A 12,729-nucleotide genomic window follows, 5' to 3' on the forward strand; every position below is an offset into this window, starting at 1 on the left:
GTCATTTCACGGATCCAGCTCCGAGAGCAAGGCGCGCAACGTCTCGATCTCTTTCTCGATCTCGGCTTCGATGGCGGCGAGTTCGTCGAGGAGCTCGCGCGGGTCCTGGTGTTCGATCTGCGAGGGACTCATCGGCCGGTAGCGGCTGGCCGAGAGACCGAAGTCGTTCGCGCGCAGCGCCGCGGCATCGGCGAACCACCATTTCTCGTGCCATTCGGCGGCCGGGTCGCGCGCCTGCCAGCGCGCCCATGCGGCCTCGCGCCCGATGAAGGCCTGCGCCAGCGCGGGCAGGTCGTCGGACTCGATAGGCGTGTCGTGGTTGGCGTCGAGCCGGTAGCCGTCGTCCTCGGCATGCAGGAACATCACCCGCTGCGTGCGGCCGCCGCGGCGGAAGAAGAGCACCGATGTCTTCACGCCCGAATAGGGCTGGAACACGCCGCCGGGCAGGCTCATCACCGCCTCGACGCAATGCTGCTCGATCAACTGGCCGCGCAGCTCGCGGTGCGCGATCGTCGAACCGAAGAGCACGCCCTCGGGCACCACCACCGCGGCGCGGCCGTCGGGGCGCAGGCTGTCGAGCATGTACTTGAGGAACAGCAGCTCGGTGGCGCTGGTGCTGCCGAGCTTCACCTCGTCGACGATGCGGTCCTTGTCGATGCGGCCCGAGAAGGGCGGATTCGCGAGCACGACGTGGAAGCCCTCGCCCGGCAGGCGCAGCCGGGTCTTGACCTTTTCGTCGAGGTGGGTCGTCAGGACGTTGCGCTGCAGGATGCGCACATGGGCCAGGCCGCGTAGCGTGAGGTTCATGGTCGCCAGGCGGACCATCTTCGGGTCGACGTCGTTGCCGAAGAAGGTGCCGCGCTGCAGCGTGGCGAGTTGCGCGTCCGAGAGCAGGTCCCCCATGCCCCGGCGGTGCGTCTTGCCCTCGAGTTCGGCTTCCACGATGCTGCCCGGCGAGGAGTTGGCCAGCCGCATGTGGTTGTAGGCCGCGACCAGGAACCCCGCGGTGCCGGCGGCCGGGTCGTAGACGGTCTCGCCCACCTTCGGATCGATCATCTCGACGATGGTGCGGATCACATGGCGCGGCGTGCGGAACTGGCCCAGTTCGCCGGCCTGCTTCATCTGGCGCAGCACGTGCTCGAACAGGTCGCCCTTGGTGTCGGCATCGGCCTGGTCCAGGCGCAGGTCGCCGACCAGGCGCACGACCTGCGTCAGCACCGTCGGCTCGTCGATGCCCAGGCGCGCGCCGCGCATGAAGTCATGGGCCGAAGCCTCGCCGATCTCGGCGAAGAAGGGGAAGACCTCGTCGCGCACGAAGCGCACCAGCGCATCGCCCGACAGCGCCTCGGACCACCAGGACCAGCGGAAGCAGCTGCGCGGGATGCAGATCTGGCCGTTGTGCAGCACGGTCGGCGGCGGCATCCCTTCGCGCGCGCCCGGCACTTGCGCATTGGCGGGATTGCGCAGCTCCCATTCGCCCTCGAACAGGCTGCGGAACGGGACGTCGAGCACCTCGGCGCGCCTCCCGGCTTCGGCGTCGAGGCCCTGGACCAGGAAGAAGAAGAACAGGAAGCAGAGCTGTTCGGTGTTGCCGACGGGATCCGGATAGCCGCCGCCAAAGAGGTAGTCGCGAATCTGGTCGATCGACCGTCGCATGTCGGCAGTCAGGGGCATGGGGGGAGGGGGCTCGAAAACATTTTGTTGTGGGCGCGAGTCTACGAGGCAAATGAGGGGGCGGCCGCAGCCCCGGCTGGAGCAAACTAAAGGACTCGTCTCACAACAGGCCGCAACGCCACTCTGCCATGACCGCGATCCCTCTCCCGCGCCTCGAAGTCGTCCAGGGCGACCTCTCCGCCTACCGCCAGGGCAACACCGGCGTCGACTACGTCCACCGCTTCGAATCCGGCAAGCCGGGCCCGCATGTGCTGATCAACGCGTTGACCCACGGCAACGAGATCTGCGGGATGGTGGCCGCCACCCGTCTGCTCGACAGCGGCGTGCGCCCGAGGATCGGCACGCTCACGGTGAGCTTCGCCCATGTGGAGGCGTACAACGCGTTCGACGCGGAGAAGCCCTTCGAGAACCGGCAACTGGTGCACAACCTCAACCGCGTCTGGTCCGACGAGTGGCTGGAGGGCCCGGAGGACAGCCCCGAACTGCGCCGGGCCCGCGCGCTGCGGCCGGTGGTGGCCGCGGCCGACCACATCCTCGACCTGCACTCCACCAGCCAGGACGTGGTGCCCTTCTGGGTCTACCCGGCCTTCCAGCGCAATGCGGAGGTGGCGCTGGCGATCGGCCGGCCCTCGGTGCACCTGGTGATGCCCAAGGGCCTGGGCTCGGGCACGCCGTTGATCCAGCACGGCCGCCATGGCGAGGACGAAGGCCCGGCCGGCGCGGCGCTGGTGGCCGAGTGCGGGCAGCATTTCCTGCAGGCCACGGCGGACATGGCGGTGGCGGTGACCTTCGATTTTCTGGCTCATTTCGGCCTGATCGAGCGCGAAGCCGCAGCGCCGGCGCCCGGGCCGCAGCGGCGCTTCGAGCTGCTGGAGACGCGCATGGTCAAGACGCCGGAATTCCGCTTCGTGCGGCCGCTCGTCGGCTTCGAGGTGTTTGCAAAGGGCGAGCTGATCGCCACCGATGGCGCGGAGGAGATCCGGGCCCCTTGCGACGATTGCACGGTGCTGATGCCGGCGCGGGTGCCGATCGTGGGGCGGGAAGCGGTTTACCTGACGCGGCCGCTGTAGCCGCCCTCTACTTGCCCCAACTGTCCTTCATCCCGGCCGCCCGGTTGAATACCAGCCCACCCGCTGCGCCTTGCCGGCTGTCCGGCACGAAGTACCCGTGCCGCTCGAACTGGAAGGCCTGGCCGGCCGTGGCCTGGGCCAGCGCCGGCTCCACATAGGCCTGCGCCACCACCAGGCTGCTCGGGTTCAGCTCGTCCTGCACCTCGCCGGCACCGGGCTGCGGCGCCGCGAACAGGCGCTCGTACAGCCTCACCTCGGCCGGCACGGCATCGGCCGCGGCCACCCAGGTGATGTTGCCCTTGACCTTGATCGCGTCCGCGCCGGGCGTGCCGCTCTTGGTGTCCGGCACCAGCTTGGCCTGTACCTCGACCAGCTTGCCGTCGGCATCGCGCGTGCCGCCGGTGCATTCGATGACGTGGCCGTACTTCAGGCGCACCTTGTTGCCGGGGAAGAGCCGGAAGAAGCCCTTGGGCTGCACGTCTTCGTAGTCGGTGCGCTCGATCCAGACCTCGCGGCCCAGCTTGAAGCTGCGTTTGCCCATGTCCGGGTGGTGCGGGTGCACGGGCGCCGTGCATTCGTCGACGAAGCCGGCGCCCATCAGCTCGTCCCAATTGGTGATGACCAGCCGGACCGGGTCGAGCACGGCCATCGCGCGCGGCGCCACCGGGTCGAGGGTGTCGCGCAGGGCCGCCTCGAGGCTGGCGTAGTCGATCCAGCCGCCGGACTTGGTGACGCCCGAGCGCTCGCAGAAGAGCTTCAGCGCCTCGGGCGTATAGCCGCGGCGGCGCAGGCCCGCGAGGGTGGGCATGCGGGGGTCGTCCCAGCCGTCCACGTGTCCTTCCTCGACCAGTTGGCGCAGGCGGCGCTTGCTGGTGATCACGTGGGTGACGTTGAGGCGCGCGAACTCGTACTGGCGCGGATGCGGCGAGGCGATCAGGTCGCCCTCGGCCAGGCGGTCCAGCAGCCAGTCGTAGAAGGGGCGCTGGTCCTCGAACTCCAGCGTGCAGATGCTGTGGGTGATCTGCTCCAGCGCGTCCTCGATGGGATGGGCGAAGGTGTACATCGGGTAGATGCACCACTTGTCGCCGGTGTTGTGGTGGGTGGCGCGGCGGATGCGGTAGAGCGCCGGGTCCCGCATGTTGATGTTGGGGCTGGCCATGTCGATCTTCGCGCGCAGCACGGCGGCGCCGTCGGGCAGCTGGCCGTCGCGCATGGCGCGGAAGCGCGCGAGGTTCTCGTCCGCGGTGCGGTTGCGGTAGGGGCTGTCGGTGCCGGGGGTGTTGAAGTCGCCGCGGGTGGCGCGGATCTGCTCGGCGCTCTGTTCGTCGACATAGGCCAGGCCGGCGCCGATGAGGTACTCGGCCGCGCGGTACATGAAGTCGAAGTAGTTGCTGGCGAAGTAGACGTGCTCGCTGGGCTGGCCGGGCCGGGCCGGATCGTCGGCGAGGCTGCAGTCGTAGCCCAGCCACTCCACCGCGTCGCGGATGGCGTCGACGTATTCCTGTTCTTCCTTCTCGGGGTTGGTGTCGTCGTAGCGCAGGTGGCACACGCCCCCGTATTCGCGGGCCAGCTCGAAGTTGAGCCAGATGCTCTTGGCGTGGCCGATGTGCAGGTAGCCGTTGGGCTCCGGCGGGAAGCGCAGGCGCACGCGGGCCGGGTCCTGCATCCCTTGGGCGTGGTGCGCGGCGTCGCCGGGGGAGCCGCCCCAGCGGCGGCCGGCGTAGTGGCCCTGTTGGAGGTCGTTTTCGATGACGTGGCGCAGGAAATTGCTTGGTTTGGCGGGGTCGTGGTCGGCAGCGGAAGTCATTTCTTCATTCTAGGTGGCGCCTCCGCGTCTTTACTTTCGGAAACATTCTTCACTTTGCGGTGTGAACCTCGTTGACAATTGGTGCGTTCAATACAGGCATGGACGCAAGGCGTCCCCCTAACAAGGAGTCCCAACCATGAGCCTCACCCGTTCCACCTTTTTCAAATGGGCTGCCGCCGGCGCCGTCGCAGCGGGCGCGCTGTTCACCGCCGCTTCGGCCAACGCCCGCGGCGACGTGAGCTGGTCGGTCGGCATCAGCGCACCCGGCGTGGCAGTCGGCGTGGCGGCTCCCCCGGTGTATTACGCGCCGCCGCCCGTGTACTACCGCCCGGCTGCCCCGGTCTATTACGCCCCGCCACCGCCGGTCTACTACCGTCCGGCCCCGGTGTATTACGGTCCGCCGCCCGCGTACTACGGCCCGCCGCGCGGCTACTACCGCGGGCACGGGCACCGGCACGGCCACTGGCGCTGAGCCCAGGCAGTCAAGATCGCCTGCTGTCACATGAAGGAACCGGCCTTGCGGCCGGTTTTTTCATGGGCTTCATGGCCGCTCACATGGCCTTGAAGAGGTGGGCGTAGAGGCGGCTGACAGGGATCTTCTCCGCACGGCCACGCAAGGCCAGGTGCAGCTTGCCAGCTTCGTCGCGGTGCACCGACTCAATGGCGTCGTTGCGCACCACGATGGCCCGGTGCACCTGCCAGAACACGCCGGCATCGAGCTGCGGCAGCAGCTGCTTGAGCGGGGTTCGGATGAGGTACTCGCGGGAGGCGGTGAGCACGCGCACGTACTTGTCGGCGGCCTCGAAGTACTGCACCTCCTCGACCGGCACCATGCGCACCGTGCTGCCTGAGCTTCCCGCCTCGCTGGCGGCGATCAGCTTGAGGGGCGCCGCGCCCGACGCGCCGGGAAGGGCTGCCGCGCCGCCGGCCGCGGCCAGCAGCTGGCGCCACTGCGACAGCGTGCCGGCCAGCGCATCTTCGGTGCCGGGCGCGGACCCGTTGCGCTGCGATGGCTCCAGGGCCTGGCGCAGCCGCGCGACGGTGCGCCGGAGCCGCTCGGGCTGCACCGGCTTCAGCACATAGTCGATGGCCTGGGCATCGAAGGCCCGGGCTGCGTATTCGTCGTAGGCGGTCACGAACACCAGCTGGGGCATCTGCGCCTCGTCGACGGGCCAGGCGTCCGCCAGCTCGGCGGCGGCGGCCAGCCCGTCCTGGCCCGGCATGCGGATGTCGAAGAACAGCACCTGCGGCAGCAGCCGCAACGCGTCGCGGACCGCGCTGTGGCCATCGGCCACGGTGGCGAGCACCTCGAGCTCGGGCCAGGCGGCGGCCAGCTCGGCGCGCAGGGCTTGCGCCAGGAGGGGCTCGTCTTCGGCAATGAGGGCGGTGGTCTTCATGCGGGCAGGGGAAGAGTGATGGTGGCGCAGGTGCCGCCGGCCGGGTGCGATGCCAGCTGCAGGGCGCCCTCCGTGCCGTAGACAGTGGCGATGCGTTCCCGCACCTGCGAGAGGCCGAAGCCGCCCTCGGGGGACGGAGCGCCGGCGCTTTCCGCGATGCCCACGCCGGTGTCGCGCACCTCGATCACCAGGCGCCGGCCTTCGCGCCGCGCGGCGATCGCGATCTCGCCGCCCTCGACCTTCGGCTCCAGTCCGTGGCGGATCGCATTCTCCACCAGCGGCTGCAGCAGCAGGGGCGGCATGGGCACCTCCCGCAGGTCGTCGGGCAGCTGGAGCCGGCAGGCGAGCCGCGGGCCCATGCGCACGGACATCAGCTCCAGGTAGTCGCCCAGCCGCTGGAACTCGGCCGACAGCGGATGCGCAAGCGCGCGCGAGCCGCTGAGGGTCACGCGCAGGTAGCTGTTGAGGCGGTCGAGCATGGCCACGGCGCGCGGCGGGTCGGTGGCGATCAGCACGCGCAGGTTGGCCAGCGTGTTGAACAGCATGTGCGGCTCGAGCTGGGTCTCCAGCAGCTTGAGGCGCGCGTCGGCCGCGTCTCGCTGGGCCAGCGCGATCTCGCCCTCGAGGTACTTGCTCTTGCCGCGGCTGTAGTAGAAGTAGCAGATCACGATGCTTGCCGCCATCGTGATCAGCAGCGTGGAGGCGACCTTGTCCGCCGAGACGCTCAGGACGTCCAGCAGCGGCTTGCCGGTCCAGGCATCTCCGATCGCGTTGCCGCCGAGGAATCCGGCCGAGGCGCCGACGAGGACCAGCGCGACGCCGCGCCAGCCCAACGGCCAGGGCGCGGGGTTGTGGCCGGCGAGCAGCAGGCGGCCGATGTCGATCACCAGCCAGGCGATCAACCCGATCGACAGCGAGTAGACGAGGTGCGAGGCCCACCCCCCGCGCCCGGAGATCGCGAGCGCCGCGGCGATGACGCAGCAGAAGCCCGCGGTCGCGATGCCATGCCGCAGGACAGCCCGGAGGTTGTCCGGGCTGAACCTGCGCGCGAGGGCATCGCTCACCGTGAGTTCCCGCGGCGCAGGGCGCGGCGCTCGCGCTCCAGCAGGCGGTCGTAGAGCTGGCCGCCGGGCGCGACGAAGAACACCACCGCGCCGTGTATCAGCAGTCCCAGGCCCCAGCCCAGCAGGGGGTACATGGCCCAGTTCTGGCCGCGCGAGCTGGCCAGCAGCACGAGGAAGACGTTCACCAGCACATACACGGTTGCATGGACGTACCAGCCCATCTTGGCGCCGGCGCGACGGCGGGCGAGGCGTTCGGCGGGGTCGCTGGTGGGGTGGAGATCGTGGGTCATGGCGTTGGCTCTCGTAGGAAAGGACATTCTTGCGGAAGAAGCGGGGTACGTCTAAGAGGTCTGCGCCTTTTGTCAGGCGCGTGCGGCCGGCAGGCCCATGCGGCCCTCGCGGATCGCCAGCTTCCACAGGCGCAGCGCACGGGCCGAGAAGATGCCGCTGAAGGTGCCGTAAAGCGTGCCGATGCCCAGCGCGAAGCCGGCATGGCGTGCCAGTTCCGGATGCATTGCGAGCAGCACGCCGACCGTGTACTTGGTGAAGAAGATGCCCATCATCAGCACCAGCGGCGCTGCGCTGCCGGGCAGGTGGAAGGTGCGCGTCGCGGCGTCGAAGCGGGCGGCGGCGGGCAGCGGCCAGCGCTGCACCGCCAGCATCAGCGCGGTGGCTGCACCGGCCCAGCCGAGCAGCGCGACCGGCGAATCGCCGAAGGTCGAGAGCATGCCGTAGAAGGACAGCCCGATCATCGCGATCGGCAGCAAGGTCACGCGGGCCAGGCTCACGGTGCCGGCGGCCAGTTGCTTGAGGCCCAGCCACACGAGCAGGGCGAAGAGCACGAACACCCAGCGTGGGGTGTGGGCCAGGATCTGGGTCAGCATCAGCATGTTGTTTCTCCGTGGAGGGGTTCCGAAAGCGTCGATGGAGCGGACTGTGCCGGCCCGTCCGCACACCCGCCATGCCCTTGCGACGAACTGCCGTGGCCCGGCGCGAGTTGCAATCCGCAGTCGCCGGACGCAATGCGCAACGCTGGCTTTACCGGGGCTTTACGGTTCGTAAGAACAGGGCGCTACGATTCGACGCTCCACTAAAGGCTGCTTGCGAACCGCCCAGTGCCGATGTCTTCCCCCACCCCAGAGCCCGCCGCCACCGCTCCCCTCGCCGAACCGCCCGCGCCGCGGCCGCCTTCGCGCCGCAGGCTCTGGCTGGGCAGCCTGGCCGCGCTGCTGCTCGTGGTGGTCCTGGGCGGCGTGGCCTGGTACCTGATCAAGCGCTCGGGCGAGCCGGTCGCCGGCCGCGGCGGCTTCGGGCCTCCCGGCTCCACCGTCGGCCATGCGGTGGCGCGCCGGGCCGAGCTGCCGGTGACCATCGATGCGCTCGGCACGGTGACGCCGCTGGCGACCATCACCCTGAAGCCGCAGGTCGGCGGCGTGCTCACCGAGGTGCTCTATACCGAAGGCCAGGCGGTGACCAAGGGCCAGTTGCTGGCCCGCATCGATCCGCGGCCCTACGAGCAGGCGCTGATGCAGGCCCAGGGCACGCGCGTGCGCGACGAGGCGCAGCTGGAGGCCGCGCGCGTCACGCTGGCGCGCTACCGCACACTCCTGACCCAGGATTCGATCGCGCGCCAGGACGTCGACACCCAGGCCGCGCTCGTCAAGCAGCTCGAAGGCACGGTGACCACCGATCGCGCCTCCGAGGCCGCGGCCAGGCTCAACGTCGAATACACGCGCATCACCGCGCCGGTGGCCGGGCGCATCGGCCTGCGCACGGTCGATCCCGGCAACACGGTGACGGCCAACGCGGCCACCGGCATCGCGGTGATCACGCAGATGAACCCCATCGACGTGCAGTTCGCCGTGCCGCAGGACCGCCTGCCCGACATCCAGGCCCAGCTCGCCAAGGGCCTGGCGCTGCCGGTCAAGGCGATGGACCGCACGCGCAGCGCCACGCTCGACACCGGCACTTTCTCCACGCTCGACAACGTCGTGGACACCAGCACCGGCACCATCAAGGGCAAGGCCCGCTTCGGCAACGCCGGGACCACGCTGTTCCCCAACCAGTTCGTCAATGTGCAGATGACCCTGCGCACCGTCGACGCGGTCGTGGTGCCGGTGACTGCGGTGCGCACCGGGCCCACCGGGAGCTACGTGTACGTGATCAACGAGGACCGCACCGTCTCCATGCGGACGGTCAAGCGGGGCGAGTCGACGGTCGAGCTGGCAGCGATCACCGAGGGCCTGGAGGCCGGCGAGAAGGTGGTGACCGAAGGCGGCGACCGCCTCAAGGAGGGCGCGCAGGTGGTGCTGCAGGGCGACAAGCCGGCAGCCGGCCCGCGCGCGGGCGCCTCGGGTCCTCGGGGCCCGCGCGGCGAGGGACGGCGCCGCCAGGCACCGCCGCAGTGAGGGATCCTCGATGAGTCCATCGCGCCCCTTCATCGAGCGGCCGGTGGCGACCGGCCTGCTGATGCTCGCGATCGTGCTCGCCGGCCTGGTGGGCTTCCGCTTCCTGCCGCTGGCGGCCCTGCCGCAGGTGGACTACCCGACCATCCAGGTGCAGACCCTCTACCCGGGCGCCAGCCCCGAGGTGATGAGCCGCACCGTCACAGCGCCGCTGGAGCGCCAGTTCGGCCAGATGGCGGGGCTGGACCGGATGAGCTCGGTGAGCTCGAACGGCGTGTCCATCGTCACCCTGCAGTTCGCACTGGACCAGACGCTGGACGTGGCCGAGCAGCAGGTGCAGGCCGCGATCAACGCCGGCGGCTCCCTGCTGCCGGCCGACCTGCCGGCGCCGCCGGTCTATGCCAAGGTCAACCCGGCCGACGCGCCGATCCTCACGCTGGCCGTCAGCTCCAGCACCATGCCGCTGACGGAGGTGCAGAACCTCGTCAACACCCGCCTCGCGCAGAAGATCAGCCAGGTGGCCGGCGTGGGCCTGGTCTCGCTCTCGGGCGGGCAGCGCCCGGCGGTGCGCATCCAGGCCGACACCAACGCGCTGGCCTCGGTGGGCATCGGGCTGGACACGCTGCGCACCGCCATCGCCGCGGCGAATGCCAACAGCGCCAAGGGCAGCTTCGATGGGCCACAGCGCGCCTACACCATCAATGCCAACGACCAGCTGGTCGCCGCGGCCGAGTACAAGAACCTGATCGTCGCCTGGAAGAACGGCGCGCCGGTGCGCATGAGCGATGTCGCGCGCGTGGTCGATGGGGCCGAGAACACGCAGCTCGGGGCCTGGGCGGCGGCGCGCGCGGAATCGAAGGACGATCAAGACGCGGCAACCCGCGCCGCGCCGGGCCGCCCCAAGCAAGCGGGCGCCCCCTCGGGGGGCAGCGAGGACACGGCAGTGCCGAGCGTGGAGGGCGAGTTGTACCCCGCGATCATCCTCAACGTGCAGCGCCAGCCTGGGGCCAACGTCATCGGCACCGTCGATGCCATCAAGAAGCAACTGCCCGAGCTCGAGGCCTCGTTGCCGGGCGCGCTCAAGGTCGAGGTGCTGAGCGACCGCACCACCGGCATCCGTGCCTCGGTGCGCCACGTCCAGCTCGAGCTGGCCTTGGCCGTGGTGCTGGTGGTCCTGGTGATCTTCCTGTTCCTGCACAGCGTGCGCGCCACGGTCATCGCGAGCATCGCGGTGCCGATCTCGCTGATCGGCACGCTGGGCCTCATGTATCTGCTGGGCTACAGCCTCAACAACCTGAGCCTGATGGCGCTGACCATCGCCACCGGCTTCGTGGTGGACGATGCGATCGTCATGATCGAGAACATCGCGCGCTACCTGGAGGAGGGCGATCCGCCCTTCCAGGCCGCGCTCAAGGGGGCGACGCAGATCGGCTTCACCATCATCTCGCTGACGGTGTCGTTGGTGGCGGTGCTGATCCCGCTGCTCTTCATGGGCGACGTGGTGGGGCGGCTGTTCCGCGAGTTCGCGGTCACGCTGGCGATCACCATCCTGATCTCGGCCGTGGTCTCGCTGACCCTGGTGCCGATGATGTCGGCGCGCTGGCTCAAGCCGCAGGCCGAGGAGGGTGGCCGCTTCGGTACGCGCGTGCAGCATTTCTTCGAGCGCGTGATCGCGCGCTACGACACCTGGCTGCAATGGGTGCTGCGCCACCAGCCCCTGACGCTCGTGGTGGCGGCGCTGACGCTGGCGCTGACGGTGCTGCTCTACGTCGCCATCCCGAAAGGGCTGTTCCCGACGCAGGACACCGGCCAATTGCAGGCGCGGGTCGAGGCGGCGCAGGATGTGTCCTATGCGCGCATGGCCGAGCTGCAGAAGGCCGCGGCCAATGCCATCCTGGCCGACCCCGACGTGCGCAGCCTCAGCTCGGTGGTGGGCGTGGACGCGGCCAACAACACCGCGCTCAACACCGGGCGCATGCTGATCAACCTGCGCTCGAGCCGCGATGACCAGGCCGCCGTCATGCAGCGCCTGCGCGAGCGCGTGAACGCGGTGGCCGGCGTGACGCTCTACCTTCAGCCCACGCAGGACCTGACCATCGATGCCGAGACCGGCCCGACCGAGTTCCGTGTCGCGCTCGAGGGCGTGGACACCGCGGTCGTGAATGGCTGGGCGAAGAAGCTGGTCGAGCGGCTGCGCAGCACGCCGCAGGTGCGCAACGCGACCACCGACGCCGGCGCGCAGGGCCTGGCCGCCTACGTCGACATCGACCGCAACACCGCCTCGCGGCTGTCGGTCACGGCCAGCTCGGTCGACGATGCGCTCTACAGCGCATTCGGCCAGCGCATCGTCTCCACCATCTTCACCGAGACCAACCAGTACCGCGTCATCCTGGAGGCGCAGCGCGAGGCCCTCGCGTCGCCGCAGGGCCTGGGCAACCTGCAGCTGCGCACCGGCGCCGGCACGCCGACGCCGCTGTCCTCGCTGGCCACCGTGCGCGAGCAGCTCGCGCCGCTGCAGGTCACGCGCGTGGCGCAGTACCCGTCCGCGACCGTGGGTTTCGACACCGCGCCCGGCGTCGCGCTGGGCAAGTCGGTCTCGGCGATCCGCGCAGCGGCCAGGGAGATCGGTCTGCCGGCGAGCGTGCGGCTGAATTTCCTGGGCGCGGCGGGCGCTTACGAGAGGTCGCTCACCAACCAGCTGTGGTTGATCCTCGCAGCGGTGGTGTGCGTGTACATCGTGCTGGGCGTGCTCTACGAGAGCTACATCCATCCCCTGACCATCCTGTCCACGTTGCCCTCCGCCGGCGTCGGCGCGCTGCTGGCGCTGATGGTGACGGGCAACGACCTGGGGGTGATCGGGATCATCGGCATCATCCTGCTGATCGGCATCGTGAAGAAGAACGCGATCATGATGATCGACTTCGCGATCGACGCCGAGCGGCATGAAGGGAAGTCGCCGCAGGAGGCGATCCACCAGGCGGCGCTGCTGCGCTTCCGGCCGATCCTGATGACGACGCTGGCGGCGCTGTTCGCGGCGCTGCCATTGATGTTGGGATGGGGCGAAGGCGCGGAGTTGCGGCGGCCGCTGGGGCTGTCGATCTTCGGTGGGCTGGTGGTGAGTCAGGTGCTGACGCTGTTCACGACGCCGGTGATCTATCTGGCCTTTGATCGGATGGGGCGGAGGTTCGGGGGGAAGCGTGATGCTGCGCACGCCTGAGGTGTTGCTCCGTCTTTCCTTGAGAGAGGGTTGGGGCGGGGGCACTCGTTCGAAAGAAGGGGCACCTTCACCTTCTCCCGAAAGGACAGGGAAGA

At 69.6% G+C, this 12,729-nt stretch carries 10 protein-coding genes; 4 read left to right on the top strand and 6 right to left on the bottom strand.

What is annotated here, in order from left to right:
* Window positions 1-6 precede the first annotated feature (6 nt).
* A complete protein-coding gene (locus E5P3_RS13440) occupies window positions 7-1,674 on the bottom strand; it encodes an HsdM family class I SAM-dependent methyltransferase (protein ID WP_162586440.1) in 1,668 nt (555 codons plus the stop codon).
* Window positions 1,675-1,802: 128 nt separating this feature from the next.
* Here E5P3_RS13440 and E5P3_RS13445 point away from each other — a divergent pair, with 128 nt between their 5' ends.
* On the top strand, window positions 1,803-2,744 hold the full coding sequence (locus tag E5P3_RS13445) for a succinylglutamate desuccinylase/aspartoacylase domain-containing protein (protein WP_162586441.1): 942 nt from the start codon (window positions 1,803-1,805) through the stop codon (window positions 2,742-2,744).
* Window positions 2,745-2,751: 7 nt separating this feature from the next.
* On the opposite strand, the gene E5P3_RS13450 is transcribed toward E5P3_RS13445, so the two are convergent.
* Window positions 2,752-4,551, bottom strand: coding sequence for a glutamine--tRNA ligase/YqeY domain fusion protein (locus E5P3_RS13450; protein ID WP_162586442.1), 1,800 nt, complete (start codon window positions 4,549-4,551; stop codon window positions 2,752-2,754).
* 136 nt (window positions 4,552-4,687) lie between these two features.
* Here E5P3_RS13450 and E5P3_RS13455 point away from each other — a divergent pair, with 136 nt between their 5' ends.
* Window positions 4,688-5,023, top strand: a complete 336-nt coding sequence (locus E5P3_RS13455) for a hypothetical protein (RefSeq protein WP_162586443.1) — start codon at window positions 4,688-4,690, stop codon at window positions 5,021-5,023.
* Between the two features lie 79 nt (window positions 5,024-5,102).
* Here the strand turns inward: E5P3_RS13455 and E5P3_RS13460 are convergent, their stop codons facing one another.
* The 4 genes from E5P3_RS13460 to E5P3_RS13475 all read right to left on the bottom strand — a co-directional run bounded on the left by E5P3_RS13460 (window position 5,103) and on the right by E5P3_RS13475 (window position 7,902).
* Complete coding sequence (locus E5P3_RS13460; protein WP_162586444.1) at window positions 5,103-5,948, bottom strand: LytR/AlgR family response regulator transcription factor; 846 nt, start codon at window positions 5,946-5,948, stop codon at window positions 5,103-5,105.
* Window positions 5,945-7,012: a sensor histidine kinase gene (locus tag E5P3_RS13465; RefSeq protein ID WP_162586445.1), complete on the bottom strand. Its 1,068-nt coding sequence runs from the start codon at window positions 7,010-7,012 to the stop codon at window positions 5,945-5,947. The genes E5P3_RS13460 and E5P3_RS13465 overlap by 4 nt, the downstream gene beginning before the upstream one ends.
* The gene (locus E5P3_RS13470; protein WP_162586446.1) at window positions 7,009-7,302 is read right to left on the bottom strand and encodes a 2TM domain-containing protein; all 294 of its coding nucleotides are present in this window, start codon (window positions 7,300-7,302) and stop codon (window positions 7,009-7,011) included. Before E5P3_RS13470 ends, E5P3_RS13465 begins: the two co-directional genes overlap by 4 nt.
* Window positions 7,303-7,374: 72 nt before the next feature.
* On the bottom strand, window positions 7,375-7,902 hold the full coding sequence (locus E5P3_RS13475; RefSeq protein WP_443083247.1) for a DUF6622 family protein: 528 nt from the start codon (window positions 7,900-7,902) through the stop codon (window positions 7,375-7,377).
* 231 nt (window positions 7,903-8,133) lie between these two features.
* On the opposite strand from E5P3_RS13475, the gene E5P3_RS13480 reads away from it, so the two are divergent.
* Together E5P3_RS13480 and E5P3_RS13485 are read left to right on the top strand one after the other, a co-directional pair.
* Window positions 8,134-9,420, top strand: a complete 1,287-nt coding sequence (locus E5P3_RS13480) for an efflux RND transporter periplasmic adaptor subunit (protein ID WP_162586447.1) — start codon at window positions 8,134-8,136, stop codon at window positions 9,418-9,420.
* A gap of 10 nt (window positions 9,421-9,430) precedes the next feature.
* Entirely contained in the window at window positions 9,431-12,634 is a 3,204-nt protein-coding gene (locus tag E5P3_RS13485; RefSeq protein ID WP_162586448.1) for an efflux RND transporter permease subunit, read from the top strand.
* The last annotated feature ends 95 nt before the right edge of the window (window positions 12,635-12,729 follow it).

The sequence above is a fragment of the Variovorax sp. RA8 genome, from assembly GCF_901827175.1.
Lineage (GTDB): Bacteria > Pseudomonadota > Gammaproteobacteria > Burkholderiales > Burkholderiaceae_C > Variovorax.

What these genes read in the sequence shown, in the direction of transcription:
- E5P3_RS13455 (WP_162586443.1), top strand. Translation starts at nt 4,688, where the DNA reads ATGAGCCTCACCCGTTCCACCTTTTTCAAATGGGCTGCCGCCGGCGCC.
- E5P3_RS13485 (WP_162586448.1), top strand. Translation starts at nt 9,431, where the DNA reads ATGAGTCCATCGCGCCCCTTCATCGAGCGGCCGGTGGCGACCGGCCTG.
- E5P3_RS13445 (WP_162586441.1), top strand. Translation starts at nt 1,803, where the DNA reads ATGACCGCGATCCCTCTCCCGCGCCTCGAAGTCGTCCAGGGCGACCTC.
- E5P3_RS13460 (WP_162586444.1), bottom strand. Translation starts at nt 5,948, where the DNA reads ATGAAGACCACCGCCCTCATTGCCGAAGACGAGCCCCTCCTGGCGCAA.
- E5P3_RS13450 (WP_162586442.1), bottom strand. Translation starts at nt 4,551, where the DNA reads ATGACTTCCGCTGCCGACCACGACCCCGCCAAACCAAGCAATTTCCTG.
- E5P3_RS13440 (WP_162586440.1), bottom strand. Translation starts at nt 1,674, where the DNA reads ATGCCCCTGACTGCCGACATGCGACGGTCGATCGACCAGATTCGCGAC.
- E5P3_RS13480 (WP_162586447.1), top strand. Translation starts at nt 8,134, where the DNA reads ATGTCTTCCCCCACCCCAGAGCCCGCCGCCACCGCTCCCCTCGCCGAA.
- E5P3_RS13470 (WP_162586446.1), bottom strand. Translation starts at nt 7,302, where the DNA reads ATGACCCACGATCTCCACCCCACCAGCGACCCCGCCGAACGCCTCGCC.
- E5P3_RS13475 (WP_443083247.1), bottom strand. Translation starts at nt 7,902, where the DNA reads ATGCTGATGCTGACCCAGATCCTGGCCCACACCCCACGCTGGGTGTTC.